Here is a 19,817-nt window from a genome sequence, read left to right as displayed (position 1 = left end):
CGTCCTGGAGGTCAAGACGCCTCCTGGGCCTCCAGAAGGGGCCGGGCCTCCCCGGGCGGGAACGACGTCCGCAGTGTGAACGCGTACGCCGTGGCCCCGTGCGTCCGCAGATGCAGCAGGCGCTCCTCCGCCTCGGCCACCGTCGGCCGGTGCCCGGCCGGCACCCACCACAGGGCCGTCATCGCCTCCTGGATCCGCTCGAACCATTCGTTCCGCCGGGTGAGAAGCTCACGGTGCCGACCCTGGTACATGAAGGCGGTGAGGGCGTTCGTGTCCCGCCACACCGACATGTTGATGATCAGCCAGTCGTCGCCGAAGACCGACACGTCCGTCGCGTTGCCCTCGTCGCTCTGCAGTCGCCAGACGAATCCGTCGGCGGAGTCGGCGACCGCGTTCACCGGGTCGAGGGCGTCCACGAAATCCTTCAACTGCGGCGAGTCCAGGGGGGCTTGGAGGCGTGAGATGTTCACCTGGGCGAGTTCGTACGCGGCGGGCCGAGTCATGACCGAACGTTAGGTCGGGTGCCGGCCGTGACACCACCCCCGTCTCACCGGTCGAGCACCGCCTCCATCACCGCTCGGGCGATCGGTGCCGCGTCCCCGCCGCCGCTGATGTCGCCCCGGTCGGCCGCCGCGTCCTCGACGACGACCGCGACGGCCACCGCCGGTTCCATGGAGTCGTCGGCCTGCGCCCAGGAGATGAACCAGGCATACGGCGTACCGGAGTTGTGGACGCCGTGCTGGGCCGTGCCCGACTTGCCGCCGACCGTGGCGCCGGAGACGACGGCGTTCATGCCGGTGCCCTTCTCCACGACGTCCGTCATCATCTCCCGCAGCCGAACCGCCGTGACGGGGTTCATGGCTTGGCGCAGGGTGTGCCGCACGGTGGCGGACACCGTGTCGCCGTCGGCGGTGGTGGTCCGGTCCACCAGGTACGGGGTGCGCACCGAGCCGTGGTTGGCGACGGCCGCGGCGACCATCGCCATCTGCAGGGGAGTGGCGCGGGTGTTGTACTGGCCGATGGAGGACAGCGCGAGCTGCGCGTCGTCCACCCGGGTGTCGAAGGTGCTGGGGGAGACCCGGAAGGGGATCCCCAGCTTCCGGTCGTTGAAGCCGAAGCCGGCCGCCGTCGTCCTCATCGCCTCCGGTCCCACCTCCACGCCCAGCCCGGCGAAGACCGTGTTGCACGACCACTGGAAGGCGTAGCGCAGCGACGCGTCCGCGCACCCCTCGACCTCGTTCGTCAGCCGCGCCGAACTGCCCGGCAGCCGGTACGGGTCCGGGGACTCGGTGGGCGCGTCCACATCGCGCACCACGCCCGAGTCGAGGGCCGCCGCGGCGGTGACCACCTTGAAGGTCGAGCCCGGCGGATACGTCTGCCGGACGGCACGGTTGAGCATCGGCTTGTCCGCCGCGCCGTTCAGCCGCGCCCACGCCCGGGCCACGGCCGAGTCCGTGCCGGAGAGCTCCCCGGGGTCGTAGGAGGGGGTGGAGACCAGGGCCAGGATCCGCCCGGTGGACGGTTCGAGCGCCGCCACCGCGCCCCGCCGGGAACCGAGCCCGGAGTACGCCGCCTGCTGCGCCGCCGCGTCGAGGGTCGTGACCACGCGACCACCGGGGTTACGGGCCCGCGCGAGGTCGTTCCACAGCGGGAGCAGCGACAGCGACCGGTCGGTGCCGGCCAGTACGCCGTCCGCGGCGTCCTCCAGCAGGGCCGTCCCGTACACCTGCGAGGCGAAGCCGGTGACGGGGGCGTACAGCGGACCGTTCTTGTAGGTGCGTTCGTAGCGGAACTGCTCACCGGAGTCCCTGGAGCCGGTGACCGCCCTGTCGCCGACGAGGATGTCACCGCGCGGCTGGCCGTAGCGGGCGATCGTGTTGCGGCGGTTGGCGGGATTCTCGTCGTACGTGGGGGCCTGGACGACCTGGACACGGGTGGCGTTGGCCAGGAGGGCGAGCAGGAGCAGCGCGCAGAAGGCGGCGGCGTGCCGGATGTACCTGGTCATGGGGCGGACGTTGCCCGTCATGGCGCGACCTCTCCGTCGTGCTGTTCCCGGTGCTCCTGGTGCTGCTCTTCGTGCTGCTGCTCCTCCTCGGACCGGCCGCGCGCCGAGTCGCTGAGGCGGATCAGCAGGGCCACGATGATCCAGTTGGTGACGACCGACGAACCGCCCTGCGCGAGGAACGGCATCGCCATCCCGGTCAGCGGGATCAGCCCGGTCACCCCGCCCGCGATCACGAAGACCTGGAGCGCCACGATCGAGGCGAGCCCGACCGCGAGCAGCCGGCCGAAGGGGTCACGCAGGGAGAGGCCCGCCCGGATGCCGCGCTCGACCAGCAGCCCGTACAGGATGAAGATCGCGGAGAGGCCGGCCAGGCCCAGTTCCTCGCCCGCGGTGGCCAGGATGAAGTCCGACTTCACGGCGAAGCCGATGAGGATCGAGTGGCCGGAGCCGAGCCCCGTGCCGAGGAACCCGCCGGCGGCGAACGCGAAGAGGGACTGGGCGAGTTGGTTCGGGCCCCGGCCCGCCTCGATCGACGCGAAGGGGTGCAGCCAGTCCTCGACCCGGCTGTGCACATGCGGTTCCAGCCAGCCGACGGCGAAGGCCCCGCACGCCGCGAGGAGCAGCCCCACCGCGATCCAGCCGGTGCGGCCCGTGGCGACGTACAGCAGGATCACGAAGAGGCCGAAGAAGAGCAGCGAGGTGCCGAGGTCCCGTTCGAGCACCAGGACGCCCACGCTCAGCAGCCAGACCGTGAGGATCGGGCCGAGCACACGCCCGGTGGGCAGTTGGAGCAGCCAGACGCGCCGGCCGGTGTAGGCGAGGGCGTTGCGGTTGGCGGCGAGATAGCCGGCGAAGAACAGCGCGAGCATGACCTTCGCGAACTCGCCCGGCTGGATGGAGAATCCGGCGACCCTGATCCAGATCCGGGCGCCGTTCACCGCGGGGAAGAAGATCGGCAGGGCGAGGAGGACCAGCGCGGTGACGACGGACACGTACGTGTAGCGCTGGAGCACCCGGTGGTCGCGCAGGATCACCACCACCGCGATGAACAGGCCCACGCCCAGCGTCGACCAGACGAGCTGGGTGGGCGCCGCCCGGTCGCCCGGGGTCTCCAGGTCGAGCCGGTAGATCAGGACCAGGCCCAGGCCGTTGAGCAGGACGGCGATCGGCAGCAGCAGCGGATCGGCGCAGGGGGCGCGCAGGCGCACCGCGAGATGTGCGAGGAGCGCGAGCACGCCCAGCCCGGCGCCGTATCCGGCGGCGCCGGGCGGGACGGATCCGGTCCGGGCGAGGCCGACGTCGCAGTAGCCGTACACGGAGAGCAGGACCGCTACGACGAGGAGGGTGAACTCGATGCCACGGCGCCGGGGGAGGCGGACAACCGGAGCCGGCGGGTCCGCCTGCGCTGTCGTTCCGGGCGAGAGCATGTCCGGAAGTTAGCAAGCCCGTCGCCCGATGTCCCGTTATGTCGCGACAATCGGGCTGTTCCGGTGCTCAGCACCAACGGGGCGACGCACCGATGTTGTCGATGTAGCGGGCGGCTCCCCAGGCCCAGGTGCCGTCCGCGAGGAGGTACCAGAGGGGGTTGCCCTGGACGCTCTCGCCGGGGGTCTTGCAGAAGATGGAGACGACCTCGCCGTGGTGCGCGAAGCCGATGACGGCACTGCCGCGGGTCGGCTTGTCGCGCAGGCGCAGGCCGCCGGGCGCGCTGATGCGGCCCTTGTAGTACCTGGGGTGACTGCCGTCGTGGTCGCCCCAGTCGTCGCCGGCGAGGGCGGGACTCGCGGCACCGACGACGAGAGCGCCGCCGGCGACGGCTATGCCGAGACGGGTGAGAACGGTACGCAGAGACATGGCGGGCTCCTCCGGAAATGGGGATCAGAGCTGACTAATCGCCACATTAGGAGCGCACTCCGCCGGGCGCCCGCCACACTGAGCCATCGGAGCCGTCAAGGCACGCGAGAACGACGCGCCTGTTGCGTCCAAGGGGCGCGGGGAACGGCGCAGTCTGTGGTCTTTGAGGGGCGCGGGGAACGGCGCAGTCTGTTGCTGTTGAGGGGCGCGGGGAACGGCGCAATCTGTTGCCTTTAAGGGGCGCGGGGAACGGCGCAATCTGTTGCCTTTAAGGGGCGCGGGGAACGGCGCAATCTGTTGCTGTGAAGGGGCGCGAGGAATGGCGCGACCAGCCACGACGGACCCGCAGCCGACGACCGAGCGGGCCTACGCCCCGGCCAGCGTCAACACGGCAACCGCACCCCCACCCACCGCATTCGCGAACACGAGCCCCGCCCCCAACACCTCCGCCTGCCCGAGCGCAATGGTCAGCCCCAACCCGTGCCCCTTGGCACCCCCCTCCGTACGGAACCGCTGAGGCCCGTGCCCCAGCAGATACTCCGGATACCCGTCACCGTGGTCCCGCACAGTGATGACGCCCCCGTCGACCGTCAACGTCACCGGCCCCCGCCCATGCTTGTGCGCGTTGGCCACGAGATTCCCCAGCACCCGCTCCAGCCGCCGCCGATCGGTCTCCACGACGGCATCCCGCAGCACCCTGACCTCGGTGCCCGCGCCCGTGCCTGTGCCCGAACCCGCGGCGGCGCCCGCCCCGGAGGCCCGGACCACCCGCTCGGCCACGGCCCCGAGCCGCACCGCGTCGACCTCGGCCCGCTCGCGGCGCGCGTCGAGCCGGGAGATCTCCAGCAGGTCCTCGGTGAGCGTGCGCAGAGCCGCGACCCGGTCCCGGACCAGCTCGGTGGGGCGGCCGGGCGGCAACAGCTCGGCCGCCGCGTGCAGCCCGGTCAGCGGGGTCCGCAGCTCGTGCGCCACGTCCGCGGTGAAGCGCTGCTCGCTCAGCAGCTTGCTCTGCAACGAGGACGCCATCGTGTCCAGCGCGCCCGCCACGGCGGCCACCTCGTCCTGAGGGCTCGTCCGGTCCTCGGCCCGCGGATCCCGCACCCGCGCGTCCAGGTCGCCCGCGCTGATCCGCCGTGCGACCTGGGCCGTCGCGTGCAGCCGTCGCGTCACGCGGGTCACCGCGAAGGCGCCGACGAGCAGCGTCACACCGATCGCCAGCGCCGAGGAGCCGAGGATCGCCCGGTCGAGGCCGTCGATCGTGCGGGCGCCCGCGTAGTCGACCTGTACGGCGAGTGCCCGGCCGCCGCTCGCGGGGCCGGCCGCCCACATGGTGGGCCGCGGGCCGCCGGCGCCGACCGTCGTGCCGCGTTTCCCGGCCTCGGCGAGCGCGCGCAGCCCGGCGGGCAGCCCCGCGAGGTCCACGCCCGCACCGGGCGGCAGCCGGTCGCCCGCCTCGAACGCCTCCGTCGCCTCCGCCAGCCGGTCGAGTGCGTGCTCGCGGGCCTCGCCGACGGTCTGGTCGGTCACCGAGACGTGCACGAGGATGCCGAGGAGCGCGGCGAGCCCGCAGCACATCACCGTGATGAAGACGGCCGCCTTCCAGGTGAGACTGGCGGCCCGATGCCGCCACCCCCTCAGCGGGCGCCCCCCCTTCACCGGGTGCCACCGCCTCACCGGGCGTCGCCGTCCTCGCCGGAGGCGCCCGCGGACGGGGCGGGCGTGCGTCCGGGGGACGGGTCCGTCGCCCCCACCCGGAGGATCTCGTCCTTGGCCGCGAGCATCGCCTTCTGACGGCGGTCCCACGACCAGACCGTCCGGTACTCGTAGCCCGGCAGCTTCGACGGTGAGCGGATGATCACGTCCCGGCCCGCGATCTCGACGCCGAGCGTGCTGTCCGTCGTCGCCATGACCTCCGTCAGCCGGTGGCCGATGACGGTGTACGTGCGCACGCCCAGCTGGTCGCCGGGCATCCGCACCCCGAGCACCATGTCGTCCCGGCCGTCACCGGTGAGATCGCGGTAGTACGCCCGCAGGACCGGGCACGTCCGGCCGCGCGCACTCTTCCCGCCGCACTCCGCGACCTGCCGGGCCGTCTCCGCGTAACGCCCCTTGCCGGTGTAGAGGCCGGGGTGGGCGGCGATCTCCGCGCGGAAGACGGCGACCGGGTCGGCCTCGCGGATGTCGTCGCCCGGGGTCGTGACGCCCTTGACCGTCTCGGTGTCCGCCTCGCCGTAGTCGACGGCGGGCGAGGCGGCGGGCGGGACCTCCGGCCACAGCCGGGTCGGGCCCACGGCGGTGGACGTCGCACCCGCGCCGCGCAGGTCGCCCGGGTCGCCGCACCCCGCCAGCAGCAGCCCGGCGAGAGACAGCGCGAGCGGCAGCGTGAGAGGCAGGGCGGGAGGCAGCCGGATCGACAGCGCGAACGGCAGCGGGAGGGCTGCGCGGAGGGAACCGCGGATGCCCGCGGGGCGGTTGTGGATCACTGCGCTCCTGCGTCGGGGCCGGCCCGCCCGGTGCGGGACGGGCGTCGACCGTCGTGGTGCCACGCATGGCCGGCCGACCCTGCTGTCCCGGACACCATATTCGCGTTATCCGCGCGAAAGTCCTTTTTGTTCGCCGGGCGGGCCGGACGGGTCGGCGGGCCGAGCGACCCGGGCTACTCGGTGAGCTCCTCCAGGAGCCGGGCCGTGGCCAGTCCCGTCTGCAGGTACTTCACGAACAGCTCGTTGTGCAGGGCCCACGGGGAACGGCGCGAGCGGATCAGCCGGATCGCCTCGTCGGCCGTGTAACCCGCGAGAACCAGGGCGTGCGCGACGACCAGCCCCGAGCGGTTGTAGCCGTGATAGCAGCGGACCAGTACGCGCCGGCCGCTGTCGAGCGCCTCTTCGGTGGCCCGGGCGAGCCGGATCACGCCCGCGAGCTGGGTGCCGTCCAGCGGGCCGTCCGGGATGGCCCACACATGGTGCTCCACGCCTGTGTCGGGGCCGTGGCCGGGTAGTCGGAGCAGGGTCAGCACCAGGTCGAACTCATCGTGCACGACGGCGAATTCCGGTTCACCCGACCGGCCCGTGAACTCGTGACCGCCCATCCACAGGCCGGGCACTATCTCGCTCCACGGGCTGTCCGGGGCCGGCACATCGGGTTGCTTCCTGCGAGCCCGCAACGGCGCCTCCCCCTCAACTGCCCCTAAAGGTAACCGGCTTCTTGCCCCTGGAGCACCCCGCCTGTTCCCATGGTCGAGGGGTGATGGTGCATGAACGGACTGCGCGTCATACCGACCTGGCGGCACGGTCAGGAACGGCTGTACGTCTGCCGTACGGACGGCAGGAACGTCGCCTGGTACGACAGGGAGGCCGCCCGGGTCAATCTGCTCAGCGAGGAGCGCCGCGAGGACGTGCTCGATGTGCTCGGACCTTTCCTGACCGGAACGGTGACGATCGGACCGCCGCCGGTGCCGACCCCCGCCGAACTCGCGCGGCTGTCGCTGCACCCGGACGACGACCTCGCGCCGAACCGGCCCGGAGAGGCCCTGCAGAGCGTGCTCGACCACGAGCCGGGCCCGCAGCGGCGGATGCGGGTGGATCCCAGGCGGCACGCCCTCGCGGCGGAACTCGCGGTGGGCGAGGCCTTGGACCGGCTGGAGGGAGCGGGGTGGCACACCCTCCATTCGGTACCCCTGCCCGGCGGGGACCGTGTCCACCACCTGGTGGTCGGCCCGGGAGGCCTGTTCGCCGTGCACACGCTGTATGCCCGTAAGCAGCGCGTTCTCGTCGCCGATCCGATGGTCACGGTGGGGCGCCGGGAGGCCCGCCCGCTGCTGCGGCAGATCCGTGCCGACGCGGACCGCGCCTCGTACGCCCTGACCGCCGAGGTGCGCCCCGTACTGGCCCTCTTCGGTCCCAAGGACGTGTCGGTGACGGCACCACTGCGTGAGATGCGCGTCCTGCTGGACACCGATGTCACGTCCCTGGCCCGATCGGGAGGCGTCCTCAAGCCGGCGGACGTCGAAGCACTGCACGCGGTGGCCCGCGACCGGGGGACATGGGTACGCATCTGAGGCCCCGCTCAGCCGTGGGGGCGCCCCGGAGGGGTGCGGGGCTGTGACCTGTCGCGGCTCCGCCGCGGGGCGCGCCCAGCCCTCACCGGCCCGCGGGTGCGTCACCGTGCCTCCCGTGCAGCGCTAGGGCAGTGACCCCGCCCGTCCGGTGTCGAACAACGGCTCCAGCAGATCGCCGTGGCGCTCCAGGCGAGGCGCGATGTCCTCGGCAAGGAAGGCCAGTTCGGCAGGGGCGGCACACGACTCGACCTCGTCCCAGGTGACCGGGGTGGAGACCGTGGGGGACCGGCGGGCCCTGAGCGTGTACGGGGCGGCCGTGGTCTTGCGGGCGGCGTTCTGGCTGAAGTCGACGAAGACCTTGGCGGGGCGCAGGCTGCGGGTCATGCGGTGGATGACCAGGCCGGGAAGGTCCGCCTGGGCCTCCACGGCGAGGGCCTTGGCGTAGGCGGATACGTCGGCGGAGGGAGTGGGCTCCAGGGCGGCCAGCAGATGCAGGCCCTTGGAGCCGGAGGTCTTCGCGTACGCGGTCAGGCCGTCCGCCGCCAGACGGTCGCGCAGCCATACGGCCACCCGGCAGCACTCCACGATCGTGGCCGGTGCGCCGGGATCCAGGTCGAGGACCAGCCGGTCGGCGAGATCCGGGGCGTCCGCCCGCCACTGCGGGGTGTGGAACTCGGTGACCAGGTTCGCCGCCCACATCAGGGAGGGCAGGTCCTGGACCAGGACCATGCGGGCCGGGCCCTCCGAACGGGGGACCTCCGTCGTGCCGACCCAGTCGGGCGTACCGGGCGGGACGTTCTTGGTGAAGAAGACCTGGCCGTCCGGACCGTCGGGATAGCGCAGGAAGGAGACCGGCCGGTCGCGGAGATGGGGGAGCAGCGCCTCCGCGGCCGTCGCGTAGTAGTGCAGCAGCTCGCCCTTGGTGAAGCCCGTCGCCGGGTGGAGCACCTTGTCCAGGTTGCTCAGGGTCACCCTTCGCCCGGCCACCTCAGTGATTGGCGTCATAAGATGACAATCCCACGTATTCAGTCAGAAATGGCCGGTCCGGTCGGGGAACGGGTGGAAGCTACCTGAAGGGTGTCGAACGTGAGATCCATTTGGAACGGTGCCATCTCCTTCGGCCTGGTCAGCATCCCGATCAAGCTGGTGAACGCCACGGAGAACCACTCGATCTCCTTCCGCCAGATCCACACCGAGGACGGTGGCCGTATCCGCTACCGCAAGGTGTGCGAGGTGGAGGAGCGCGAGGTGACGTCGTCGGAGATCGGCAAGGCGTACGAGGACGCGGACGGCACGATGATCCCCATCACGGACGAGGACCTGGCCTCCCTGCCGATCCCGACCGCCCGGACCATCGAGATCGTCGCCTTCGTGCCGGCCGACCGGATCGACCCGCTCCAGATGGACACGGCGTACTACCTGTCGGCGAACGGAGTGCCTGCCGCCAAGCCGTACACCCTGCTTCGGGAGGCGCTGAAGCGCAGCCAGAAGGTCGCCATCGCGAAGTTCGCGCTGCGCGGGCGGGAGCGGCTGGGCATGCTGCGGGTCGTCGACGACGTCATCGCCATGCACGGGCTGCTCTGGCCGGACGAGATCCGGGCGCCGGAGAGTGTCGCCCCGGACACGAGTGTCACCGTCCGGGACAAGGAGCTCGACCTGGCCGACGCGTTGATGGACACGCTCGGGGAGGTCGATCTCGCCGAGCTGCACGACGACTACCGAGAGGCGGTGGAGGAGATGATCGCGGCGAAGGCCTCCGGGGAGGAGGCGCCGTCCGCTCCCTCCGCCGAGAAGTCCGGTGGGAAGGTCATCGACCTGATGTCGGCGCTGGAGAACAGCGTGCGGCAGGCGCGGGTCGCCCGGGGCGAGGGCTCCGACTCCGGCGGGGGCGAGGCCGAGGTGAAGCCCCTTCGCAAGGGTGCGGCGCGCAAGACGGCCAAGACGGCCAAGACGGCGGCGAGTGCCCCCAAGCCGGCTTCGCGGAAGAAGTCGACCGCGGCGAAGACGACGGCTGCGGGGGCCTCGGCGAAGAAGGCCTCGGCGAAGAAGGCCTCGGCCAAGTCGGTGGCGGGAGCCGATGCGAAGAAGTCCGCCCCCAAGAAGACACCCGCCAGAAAACGAGCCTCAGCCTGATCCCACCCACAGCCGGGCGGGGGCGGCCCGCGCCGTTCCCCGCGCCCCTAAGAGCGAAGAGACTGCGCCGTTCCCCGCGCCCCTAAGAGCGAAGGGACTGCGCCGTTCCCCGCGCCCCTAAGAGCGAAGGGACTGCGCCGTTCCCCGCGCCCCCGAAGGCCAAAAGACTGCGCCGTTCCCCGCGCCCCTAGGCGGACCCCCGCCCCAAAGGGGCGCGGGGAACGGCGCGCCCAGCCCCAACCGCCCGGCACCCGACCGACGAGCTATAGGGGCGCGAGGAACTGCGCGAACGCCCCCACCGGCCGGGGGCCGACCGACGGGCTGAGGGCCCCATGGCCTTGAAGGGGCGCGAGGAACTGCGCGAACGCCCCCACCGGCCGGGGGTCGACCGACGGGCTGAGGGCCCCATGGCCTTGAAGGGGCGCGAGGAACTGCGCGAGCGGCCCCACCATCCGGCAGCCGACCGACGGGCTGAGGGCCCATGGCCTTGAAGGGGCGCGGGGAACGGCGCGAACGGCCCACCGGCCGGCAGCCGACCGACGGGCTGAAGGGGCGCGGGGAACTGCGCGAACGGCCTCCGGCCGGGGGGCGGTGGGCTGAAGGCCTCGCCGGGGCGGAGGCCGTCACCGCGCCCCGGCCCGCATCTCCCGAGGACTCACCCCGAACCGCTGCCGAAACGCCGTGCTCAGCGCACTCGCCGACGAGAACCCCGACGCGTACGCGAGATCCGTGATCGTCATGTGCTCACACTCCCCGCACTGCAACCGGTCCCGCACCAACCGCAACCGCTCCTCACGGATCAGCTCCCGCGGCGTCGTGCCCACCCGCTGAAGCGCCAGCTGGATCTGCCGCAGCGACCACCCGAGCGCCCGCGCCATGGAGGTACCGGTCAAGCCGGGCTCGGCCGCGTGCTCGCGCACGTACCGGCGGACCACCGCCTCGACCTCGGTCAGATGCCCGGGCGCGTCCGGCCGGTCGTCCCCGACGGCGAGCATGCACAGCAACTCGACTATGCGGTCGGAGACGGCGTTGAACTGGGGATCGCTGAGCGTCTCCCGCTCCTCGTGCAGGTCGTTCAGCATGGAACCCACCACACGCCCCAGCCCCGTACTCAGATCCAGCGCGGTGACCAGCGGGGACTTCCGGTGCAGCGGACCGTCCAGCTCACGGGCCGGGATGGTGAAGATGAACGCCCGCGTGGACGCGTCCTGAAGGCACTCGAAGGGCTCCCCGAAGGTCAGCAGGGTCCCCTGCCCCGGCGTCAGCCGAGCCTCCCGGCCGTCCTGCCGCAGCACGATCTCCCCGGTCAGCGGGAACAGCAGGCGGTAGTCCTCGTCGGGATCCTGGCGCACCTGATGCGGGGTCCGGCTGTACTCGATCTCGTCCGACCGGAACTTGACCAGTTGGTAGACATCGGTGCACTGACGGACCGTCTCACCGCGGAAGTTGTCGGTACGCGCGTATCTGTACCCCATCCGGGGCTGGACCGACCCGATGTGCTCGCTCCAGAAGTCGATCCGCTCAAGCGGCTCCACCTCACGGGTCGTCTGCGACTCCACGATGTAGGTTCCCGCGGGCAATGCGCTTCCTCCGCCCAGAAAGCCCCGGCCGTTGCCCCCGCCCCGCTCGTCCGGCCTGCGGTCAACGGCAGTTACAGGCGGTAAGCGTAGAGCACACAATCTGTTTCCGTAACGCGCGGACGAAACGTGTGCGGAATGCGCACAGGCGGATGCCGTCAGGACGTGTGTGACGGCAGGCATGCGCGGTTGCGCGTGGTGCGTCTGAGGACAACTTCCTTGCGCGCGCGGAAAAGTACGCACTCCGGCTCGCTAGTACCGTCGGGCGCCGCGCACCCCGTCCCCGCGCCCCGTCCCCACCCCACCCGTTCCGCTCCCCATCTCTCCCCTGATCCCTTCCCGTCGACTCCCCCCGCACTTGAGGACTTCATGAAGGAACAGATACCGGAGGCGGTGCTCTGGTGCGTGGCCGTCGCGCTGCTCGCCGTCACCGTGCTGCTGGTGCGCCAACGCGGCATCACCGCGCGGCTGCGCCGCCGCGACGCCGAGCTGACCGAAGGCCTGCGGACCCGGGAGGAGGAGGTACGCCACCTGGTCGCCGTACGCCTGCCGGCGCTGGCGGACCACGGGCCCCAGCCGCAGGCCCCCGGCATCGGGCTGCTCGACGCGACACTCGCCGGAAGCGCCTTCGCGAAGTGCCTCGACCACGTCCTGGAACGCTTCGAGGGAGCCGTCGAGCACGCGCAGGCCCGCGCCGACCAGTCCGCCAAGTCCGCGCTGAAGGCGTCGATGCGCTCGATCCAGGCACTGGCCAACGAGCAGCAGGTCGCCATCTCCGACATGCAGGACCGGCACGACCGCCCCGACGTGCTGCGCGACCTGCTGGAGATCGACCACACCAACGCCCAGTTCGGCCGCCGCGCCCAGGCCATCGCCGTACTCTGCGGATCCTGGCCCGGCCGTCAGCGCTCCACCTCCGCGGTGATCGAGGTCGTCCGCGGCGCCACCTCCCGCATCCGCGACTACCGGCGCGTCCAGATCCACGGGCAGGCCGACATCGCCGTGGAGAGCCGGGCCGTCGAGCCGGTCGTCCTCACCATCGCCGAACTGCTCGACAACGCGGCCCGTCACTCGCAGCCCAACACCAAGGTCGAGGTCAACGTCCAGTCCGTGCACAACGGCGCCTGCGTGATCATCGACGACGCGGGCGTCGGCATGGACGCCCACGCGACGGAGCGCGCCGCGGCCCTGCTGTCCGGCCGGCACGCCGTGGACGTCACCCGGCTCGACGACCCGCCCCAGTTCGGCTTCGCCGCCATCGGCGTTCTGGCCGCGCGCTACGGGTTCAGTGTCTCCGCCGACACCCGCTCCCCGTACGGCGGTGTCCGCGCCGTCGTGTTCCTGCCGTCCGCCCTGCTCACGCACCGGGACCCCGCGGAGGAGCTGCCACCCGTGACCACGCCTCCCGCCCCCGCCTCCACCCGTACGCCGTCGGCGCCCGCCCGGGCCCCCGAGGGCGACCGCGCGACCGCCCCCGCCGCCCCCGTCTCCACCCCGGCCGCCGTCGCGGGGAAGGCGACCACGTCCGGCGGGCTGCCCAAGCGCCGGCGCCGGTCGCAGGCACCGGCCGAGCGGGCCGACGGGACGCGGGCCGCGACCGCACCCGCACCCGTCGAGGACCCCGTCGTCCGCTCGGCCGAGGAGAGCGCCCGCCGCATGGGCGCGTTCGCCCGCGGCACGCTCCACGGGCGCGCGGACCGGGACTTCACCCCCCACGAAGACGACGAAGCCGAAGGGAACATCCACGGATGATCGAGTCCGCGAACAACGAACTGGGCTGGATGCTCGACGAGGTCCTGAAGGTCCCTGAGGCGCGGCACGCCATCCTGCTCTCGGCCGACGGCATGCTCCGCGCCCACTCCGCGGACATCGGCAGGGACGACGCCGAACGGCTCGCGGCCGGGCTCTCCGGCGTCCAGTCGATCAGCCGCAGCACGGCCGAGTTCTGCGGCAGCCCGCAGACCCCCTGGCGGCAGACGCTGATCGAGTTCGCGCACGGCTACGTCTTCCTCGTGGCCGCCGGCGAGGGCGCCTACCTCGCCGTGTCCACCACCGAACACGTGGACATGGAGGCGGTCACCTACCGCATGCACAAACTCGTCGACCGGCTCGGCAAGGAACTGACCAGTCCGGCGCGTCGGGACGCCGGCAGCCCGGCATGACACCGCCCAGGCGACCCGGAGGGAAACTGGTGCGGCCGTACGTCGTCACGGACGGCCGCTCCAACCCGACCCGCAACACCCTGGACCTGGTCACGCTGCTGATCGCCGCCGACGACCTGCCGCTGACCGGACTGAGCCCGGAGAAGCGGGCGTTGATGGAGCTGTGCCGGCCCGGCGCGCTGTCGGTCGCCGAGGTGGCCGGCCATCTGTCGCTGCCGGTCAGCGTCACCAAGGTGCTGATCGCCGACCTCATGGACAGCGGCCATGTCGTCACCCGTGCCCCCGTACCGTCCGCCCGGCCTTCCGAGACCCGCATCCTCCAGGAGGTCCTCGATGGGCTTCGCGCCCGCCTCTGACGACAACTCCGACGGTCCCGACGGCCCCCACGGGGGTGTCCATCTCGCGAGCGGTGTGCAGACCGCCGTCAAGCTCCTGATCGTGGGGCACTTCGCGGTCGGCAAGACCACCTTCGTCGGCGCGCTCTCCGAGATCCGGCCGCTGCGCACCGAGGAGGTCATGACCCAGGCCGGCGCGCTCGTCGACGACCTCGCGGGCACGCAGGACAAGACGACCACCACGGTCGCCCTCGACTTCGGCCGGCTCACCCTCAACGACTCCCTGGTGCTCTACCTCTTCGGCACCCCGGGACAGCAGCGGTTCACCGAGCTGTGGCAGGACATGACACGCGGGGCACTCGGCGCGCTCGTCCTCGCCGACACGCGGCGGCTGGGCCAGTCCTTCGACGTCATGGGCGTACTGGAGGACCTGGGCCTGCCGTACGCCGTCGCCCTCAACGACTTCGACGACGCCGACGAAGCCGGTGGCACAGACGGCACCGGCAGGCACGATCTGGCCGAGATCCGCGAAGCCCTCGACCTGCTTCCCGAAACCCCGCTCGTACGGTGCGACGCCCGTGACCGGATCTCCTCCACCCACGCGCTGATCGCGCTCGTCGAATACCTCCTCACCCGCGACGGCAGCAGCGCCGGCGCCGGCGACAGCGAACTGGAGCACGCGTGACCTCCCCCGAACCACCCGTCCCGTCCGCGTCCGCGGCGCCCGAGGGCTGCCCCTACCACCACCCCATGTACGGGCCGGAGTTCGCCGCCGACCCCGGCGCGCTGTACGGGAAGCTGCGGGGGCACGGGAACACATCGCCGGTGGAACTCGCGCCCGGCGTCCGGGCCACGCTCGTCACCGGGTACGAGGCCGCGCTGCACGTGCTGCGCAGCCCCGAGACGTTCTCCAAGGACCCCCGCCGCTGGCGCGACCTCGCCGAGGGCGTCGTCGCGCCGGACAGCCCGGTCGTGCCGATGATGATGTACCGGCCGAACGCGCTGTTCACCGACGGCGAGGAGCACCGCAGGCTGCGTGGTGCCATCACCGACAGCCTGGCCCGCGTCGAGCCCAGCACCCTGCGCGGATACGTCGAGCGCAGCGCCGACACGCTCATCGACCTGATCGCCCCGCGCGGTCACGCGGACCTTCTCGGCGAGTACGCGCAGGTGCTGCCGCTGCTGGTGTTCAACCGGCTCTTCGGCTGCCCGACCGACCTGGGCGAGCGGCTCGTCGAGGGCATGTCCGGGATCTTCGACGGGGTGGACGCGGAGAAGGCCAACGAGCTGCTCTCCACGACGCTGCTCGACCTCGTCACGCTGAAGCGCGCGCAGCCGGGGCAGGACATGACGTCCTGGCTCATGGCGCATCCGGCCGGGCTCACCGACGAGGAGATGATCCACGAGCTGGTGGTGCTGATGGGCGCGGGCACCGAGCCGCAGCAGAACCTGATCGCCAACAGCCTGCGGCTGCTGCTGTCCGACGACCGGTTCGCGGGCGACCTGGGCGGTGGCAGCCTGCCGGTCGAGGACGCGCTCGACGAGGTGCTGTGGACCGATCCGCCGATGGCGAACTACGCGGTGCACTACCCGGTCCGGGACGTCGTGTACGAGGGAACGCTGCTGCGGGAGGGCCACCCGCTCGTCGTCAGTCTGGCCGCGGCGAACACGGACCCGGCGCTGACGAACGACCAGCGGGCCGGGAACCGGGCCCACCTGGCGTGGAGCGCGGGGCCGCACAACTGTCCCGCGCAGAGCCCGGCCCGGCTGATCGCAGCGGTGGCGGTCGAGAAGCTGCTCGACCGGTTGCCCGATGTGCGGCTAGCGGTGCCGGTGGATGAGCTGGAGTGGCGGCCCGGGCCGTTCCACCGCGCTCTGGCCGCACTGCCGGTGCGGTTTCCGGTGGCGCCGGTGTCTGGGGAGGAGCACCGTACGGACGCCGTGCGGCGCCCGATCCTTCCGCCCACTGCCGCCGCGCCGCCTGTTGCCTCTGCCCGCCCTCAGGGCGGCTGGGGCCGACTGAAGGCGTGGTGGCGGGGTGAGTAGCGGACGGGGTGGTCGGGTGCGCAGTTCCCCGCGCCCCTAAAAGCACGCCTGCGGTGCGTGGTAGGGGGCGGGGGCGGGCGCGCTCCGGGATATGCGGCCGTTGCTCTCGCGCCATCAACTGAACGACCCTTGCCGCACACTCCACATCCCGACCCACCCCGGCGCTTTGAGGGGCGCGGGGAACGGCGCACCCAGCCCCCGACAACGGTCACGTTCGAACGCTCCGGTCACCCCGGTTCTTTGAGGGGCGCGGGGAACGGCGCACTCAGCCGAGAACGACCGTCACGTACGAACGCCCCGGCCACCCCCACCCCCAGCACCGCGGGGAACGGCACCCCCCTCACCCCCAGGCGGCGAGCCGAACAGGCAGAGCCCGATGCCCGTTCGAGATGAACGACGCCACCGGCGTCAACTCACCGTCCGCGACGGCAAGCCGCACATCCGGATACCGCTCGAAAAACGCCGGAAGCGCAACCCGAGCCTCGAACCGCCCCAGCGGAGCGCCAAGGCAGAAGTGCACCCCGTGCCCGAACGCCAAATGCTCCTTGCCGAGCCGAGTGACATCGAACCGGTCGGCGTCAGGACCGTGATCCTCAGGGTTGCGACCAGCGGCAGCGTACGCCGCGAGGATCGCGTCCCCCTGACGGATCACCACCCCCTCGGGCCCGCCCAGTTCGCCGACCGCCAGGTCCTCCACGGCGTACCGCAACGGCAGACTGGCAACGGGCGCCCGCACCCGCAGCGTCTCCTCGATCACGTCGTCCCAGCCGGCCCGCCCGGCCCGGACATGCGCGAGCTGTTCCGGATGGGTCAGCAGCGCATGGATCGCGTTGTCGATGAGGTTGACCGTGGTCTCATGACCCGCGCTGATCATCAGCACCAGCGTGTCGAGCAGCTCCTGCTCAGTCAGCCGCGTGGCACCCTCGTCGTCACGCGCGGCGATGAGCCCGGAGGTGAGGTCGTCCCCGGGCGACTCCCGCTTGGCGGCGACGAGTTCGCCGAGAACCGCGTACAGCCGGGCGTAGATGTCCGTGACCTCCTCCGGCGTGGCGGCGGTGTTGAAGACCCCGTCCACGACGGCCCGCAGCTCCGCGCCCTTCTCCTCGGGCAGCCCGAACAGCTCGCTGATCACCTGGATCGGCAGCGGGTAGCAGAACTCCTCGCGCAGATCGACGACGCCGTCCCGGCGCCCGACCTCGTCGATACGGTCGAGCAGCTGCTTGGTGATCTCCTCGATACGAGGCTGCAGCGCGGCGGTCCGGCGCGCGGTGAACGCCTTCGACACCAGCGTCCGCAGCCGTTTGTGCTCCCCGCCGTACGCCGTGAACATGTTCTGCACGGCGACCCAGGTGAACAGCGGCCACTCCGGTGAGATCTCCCCGTTGATCCACAGCGGCCAGTGCTGCCGTGGATCCTTCGACACCCGCGGGTCCGTGAGCAGGCGTTTCAGGAGGTCCGTACTGCTGACAGCCCAGGCCTCCACCCCGCCGGGCAGTTCCACCCGGGTCACCGGGCCGCGCTCACGTATCCGTGCGGCCTCGCCGTGAATGTCGCGACCGGACGGGTCGATGACGATGGATCCCTGCTCCGACACGGGAGCCTCCCAGCACTCGAACCAGCACTCGAACTGTCCGTACAGCAATACGCCGAGTGACGTTACGGGGCCACAGGGTGCGCGAACGAGACCGCGTGGAACCCACTGCGCACGTCGACAAGTTCCCTACGCGTACAGGCAAGTTGAGGCCTACAGTCCGCTCTAGGGTCATGATCCCGGGTGAGAGGTGGTGGCAGCCCAACCATGCCGAGCAGTGATGCCCCGAGGTGGCTGCGACCCCTCGGCCCGGAGGTGCGGACACTCCCCGCCGGCCAGTGGTGGGACGCGGTACGGGTCCCGCTGGCCACGGGCCTGCGCATCCTCGAACATCTGGGCTCGCGCACGGGAGCGGTGATCGAGGACGGCTTCGGCGGTGTCCTCTACTGGCTCGTCCCGCCGGGCGAGGCCGCCACCTGGGACATCGCCCCGGCGCAGATCCTCGGCCCGGGCTCCCACGTGGCCATCCCGCCCCGGCATCGCACGTACGCGCCCGGTCTGCACTGGCGGGTGCCGCCGACCAGGACCCGCCACTGGACGGATCCGGCCCACCTCCACGCCGCCCTGCGCCGCACCCTGCCCTGAGCCCGGCCCGTCGACCGACCTGATCCGGGCCCTCGCCGACCTCTCGCACGATCCTGACGCGGAGATCTTGACGGCTTTAAGTTACCGGTAACATCATGGTTCCCGTAGCGCCACCGCCGACGCCCCGGTCGGCCCGTCGCCCGCTGGAGCGTGGCCCGTCAACTGGAGTCCGCGTGAGTGACCACGTGAGTGACCACGTCACAGGCCTGCCGACCGCGCGACCGGCCACGAGCGCCCCGGAGCCTGTGACTGTGCCCGTCCGGGAAGTCCCGGACGTGCGCGTGTTCAGTACCGCGGCCGTCGTCGCCTCCTGCGGCGGGTTCGTTCTCATCGGCGCGCTCCAGGCCCTCTACGGTCCCTCCATCCCCGCCCTCCGCGAGGAGTTCGGGCTCTCGCCCTCGGCCGCCGGGCTGGGACTGAGCGCGCACTTCTTCGGCGGCGTCGCCGGAGTCCTCCTCTTCGACCGGCTGTACGGCCGGCTCGGCAACCGGCAGCTCCTCGGGGCCTCGTACCTGCTGATGGCCGTCGGCGCGGCCGGCTTCGCGCTGGCGCCGAACTGGCCCGTCTCGCTGGTCGCGGCCCTGCTCGCCGGACTCGGCTTCGGCGGTATCGACTACGGGCTCAACCAGCTGTTCGCCGTCGGCTTCGGGCGCCGCTCGACCGCTATGCTCAACATCCTCAACGCGCACTTCGGCGTGGGCGCGATCCTCGGACCCGCCGTGATCGGCGCGGTCGGCGCCGGGCACTATCCGGCGGTCTTCCTCGTCTTCGCCGCCGTCAACCTGCCCCTGCTGCTGTGCCTGAAAGGCGTACGCGAGCACGCGCCGAAGCCCGGCGAGGGGGCGCCGCAGGCCGGTGGCGCGTCGGTCCTCGGCCGCAGTCTGGGGTCGGTGCTCGCCATGTTCGTCACCCTGTACGTGCTGCACGTGGGCATCGAGGCGGGCGTCGGCGGCTGGGAGCCCACACACCTGGAGGCGGTCGGGTACGGCGCCGGGGCCGCGGCCACCGCCACCTCCGTGTACTGGCTGATGATGACCGTCGGCCGCTTCCTCGCGGCACCGCTCGCGCTGCGCCACTCCGCCCAGTCGATCGTCACCGTCTCGTGCGCGGGCATGACGGTCTGCCTGCTGCTGGCCACGGTCCCGGCACTCGCCCCCTACGCGTACGCGGGAGTCGGCCTGTTCATCGCGCCGATCTTCCCCACCGGGCTGCCCTGGCTCAACAGGGCGGCCCCGAAGGCCCGCAGAGCCGGCGCGGTGGTCATCGCCGCGTCGATGGTCGGCGGAGTCGTCGCGGGACCCGCGCTCGGCAAGGCCATCGAGTGGTCCGGGGTGCGTGCCGTACCGCTCCTGCTGTGCGCGGTCTCGGCACTGTGCCTGGCCGCCACGCTCTGGCTGGTCCGCGCCACGCGCCCGTCCGCCCACCACTGACCCGACCGCCGACCGACCGCTGGCGTCATCACGCACGCAATC

At 71.9% G+C, this 19,817-nt stretch carries 19 protein-coding genes; 9 read left to right on the top strand and 10 right to left on the bottom strand.

Features of this window, described 5'->3' with window-relative positions:
- Window positions 1–11: 11 nt before the first annotated feature.
- The 7 genes from OHS59_RS15480 to OHS59_RS15450 form a co-directional block, all read right to left on the bottom strand.
- Window positions 12–503 (bottom strand): DUF3291 domain-containing protein, encoded by a 492-nt coding sequence (locus OHS59_RS15480; protein ID WP_328493982.1) that lies wholly within the window; start codon window positions 501–503, stop codon window positions 12–14.
- Between the two features lie 44 nt (window positions 504–547).
- Complete coding sequence (locus tag OHS59_RS15475; RefSeq protein WP_328493981.1) at window positions 548–2,005, bottom strand: penicillin-binding transpeptidase domain-containing protein; 1,458 nt, start codon at window positions 2,003–2,005, stop codon at window positions 548–550.
- A 17-nt stretch (window positions 2,006–2,022) separates the two neighbouring features.
- A complete protein-coding gene (locus tag OHS59_RS15470) occupies window positions 2,023–3,432 on the bottom strand; it encodes an FtsW/RodA/SpoVE family cell cycle protein (protein WP_328493980.1) in 1,410 nt (469 codons plus the stop codon).
- A 67-nt stretch (window positions 3,433–3,499) separates the two neighbouring features.
- On the bottom strand, window positions 3,500–3,859 hold the full coding sequence (locus OHS59_RS15465; RefSeq protein WP_328493979.1) for an SH3 domain-containing protein: 360 nt from the start codon (window positions 3,857–3,859) through the stop codon (window positions 3,500–3,502).
- A gap of 366 nt (window positions 3,860–4,225) precedes the next feature.
- Window positions 4,226–5,434: a HAMP domain-containing sensor histidine kinase gene (locus OHS59_RS15460; RefSeq protein WP_328499218.1), complete on the bottom strand. Its 1,209-nt coding sequence runs from the start codon at window positions 5,432–5,434 to the stop codon at window positions 4,226–4,228.
- Window positions 5,435–5,529: 95 nt separating this feature from the next.
- Window positions 5,530–6,342 (bottom strand): hypothetical protein, encoded by an 813-nt coding sequence (locus OHS59_RS15455; RefSeq protein ID WP_328493978.1) that lies wholly within the window; start codon window positions 6,340–6,342, stop codon window positions 5,530–5,532.
- Window positions 6,343–6,515: 173 nt separating this feature from the next.
- Window positions 6,516–7,022 carry a protein-tyrosine phosphatase family protein gene (locus tag OHS59_RS15450; protein ID WP_328493977.1) on the bottom strand — a complete coding sequence of 169 codons (507 nt, stop codon included), beginning with the start codon at window positions 7,020–7,022 and terminating at the stop codon, window positions 6,516–6,518.
- A 90-nt stretch (window positions 7,023–7,112) separates the two neighbouring features.
- Between OHS59_RS15450 and OHS59_RS15445 the strand changes: the two genes are divergently transcribed.
- A complete protein-coding gene (locus OHS59_RS15445) occupies window positions 7,113–7,916 on the top strand; it encodes a nuclease-related domain-containing protein (protein ID WP_328493976.1) in 804 nt (267 codons plus the stop codon).
- A 123-nt stretch (window positions 7,917–8,039) separates the two neighbouring features.
- Here the strand turns inward: OHS59_RS15445 and ligD are convergent, their stop codons facing one another.
- Window positions 8,040–8,921 carry a non-homologous end-joining DNA ligase gene (gene ligD, locus OHS59_RS15440; protein ID WP_328493975.1) on the bottom strand — a complete coding sequence of 294 codons (882 nt, stop codon included), beginning with the start codon at window positions 8,919–8,921 and terminating at the stop codon, window positions 8,040–8,042.
- Between the two features lie 81 nt (window positions 8,922–9,002).
- On the opposite strand from ligD, the gene ku reads away from it, so the two are divergent.
- Window positions 9,003–10,049, top strand: a complete 1,047-nt coding sequence (ku, locus tag OHS59_RS15435; protein WP_328493974.1) for a non-homologous end joining protein Ku — start codon at window positions 9,003–9,005, stop codon at window positions 10,047–10,049.
- Between the two features lie 623 nt (window positions 10,050–10,672).
- On the opposite strand, the gene OHS59_RS15430 is transcribed toward ku, so the two are convergent.
- Window positions 10,673–11,629, bottom strand: coding sequence for a helix-turn-helix domain-containing protein (locus OHS59_RS15430; RefSeq protein WP_328493973.1), 957 nt, complete (start codon window positions 11,627–11,629; stop codon window positions 10,673–10,675).
- A gap of 366 nt (window positions 11,630–11,995) precedes the next feature.
- On the opposite strand from OHS59_RS15430, the gene OHS59_RS15425 reads away from it, so the two are divergent.
- The 5 genes from OHS59_RS15425 (at window position 11,996) to OHS59_RS15405 (ending at window position 16,169) form a co-directional block, all read left to right on the top strand.
- The gene (locus tag OHS59_RS15425) at window positions 11,996–13,378 is read left to right on the top strand and encodes an ATP-binding protein (protein ID WP_328493972.1); all 1,383 of its coding nucleotides are present in this window, start codon (window positions 11,996–11,998) and stop codon (window positions 13,376–13,378) included.
- Window positions 13,375–13,788 (top strand): roadblock/LC7 domain-containing protein, encoded by a 414-nt coding sequence (locus OHS59_RS15420; protein WP_328493971.1) that lies wholly within the window; start codon window positions 13,375–13,377, stop codon window positions 13,786–13,788. The genes OHS59_RS15425 and OHS59_RS15420 overlap by 4 nt, the downstream gene beginning before the upstream one ends.
- Entirely contained in the window at window positions 13,785–14,144 is a 360-nt protein-coding gene (locus tag OHS59_RS15415) for a DUF742 domain-containing protein (RefSeq protein WP_328493970.1), read from the top strand. Before OHS59_RS15420 ends, OHS59_RS15415 begins: the two co-directional genes overlap by 4 nt.
- Window positions 14,122–14,808: a GTP-binding protein gene (locus OHS59_RS15410; RefSeq protein ID WP_328493969.1), complete on the top strand. Its 687-nt coding sequence runs from the start codon at window positions 14,122–14,124 to the stop codon at window positions 14,806–14,808. The genes OHS59_RS15415 and OHS59_RS15410 overlap by 23 nt, the downstream gene beginning before the upstream one ends.
- A gap of 65 nt (window positions 14,809–14,873) precedes the next feature.
- Window positions 14,874–16,169, top strand: coding sequence for a cytochrome P450 (locus OHS59_RS15405; RefSeq protein ID WP_328499217.1), 1,296 nt, complete (start codon window positions 14,874–14,876; stop codon window positions 16,167–16,169).
- A 340-nt stretch (window positions 16,170–16,509) separates the two neighbouring features.
- On the opposite strand, the gene OHS59_RS15400 is transcribed toward OHS59_RS15405, so the two are convergent.
- The gene (locus OHS59_RS15400; protein WP_328493968.1) at window positions 16,510–17,763 is read right to left on the bottom strand and encodes a cytochrome P450 family protein; all 1,254 of its coding nucleotides are present in this window, start codon (window positions 17,761–17,763) and stop codon (window positions 16,510–16,512) included.
- A 204-nt stretch (window positions 17,764–17,967) separates the two neighbouring features.
- On the opposite strand from OHS59_RS15400, the gene OHS59_RS15395 reads away from it, so the two are divergent.
- Together OHS59_RS15395 and OHS59_RS15390 are read left to right on the top strand one after the other, a co-directional pair.
- Window positions 17,968–18,345: a hypothetical protein gene (locus OHS59_RS15395; protein WP_328493967.1), complete on the top strand. Its 378-nt coding sequence runs from the start codon at window positions 17,968–17,970 to the stop codon at window positions 18,343–18,345.
- Window positions 18,346–18,626: 281 nt separating this feature from the next.
- Complete coding sequence (locus tag OHS59_RS15390; RefSeq protein ID WP_328499216.1) at window positions 18,627–19,775, top strand: MFS transporter; 1,149 nt, start codon at window positions 18,627–18,629, stop codon at window positions 19,773–19,775.
- The last annotated feature ends 42 nt before the right edge of the window (window positions 19,776–19,817 follow it).

Origin of the sequence: Streptomyces sp. NBC_00414, assembly GCF_036038375.1 — a bacterium.
Lineage (GTDB): Bacteria > Actinomycetota > Actinomycetes > Streptomycetales > Streptomycetaceae > Streptomyces.
This window is presented reverse-complemented; position numbering and strand designations above follow the sequence as displayed.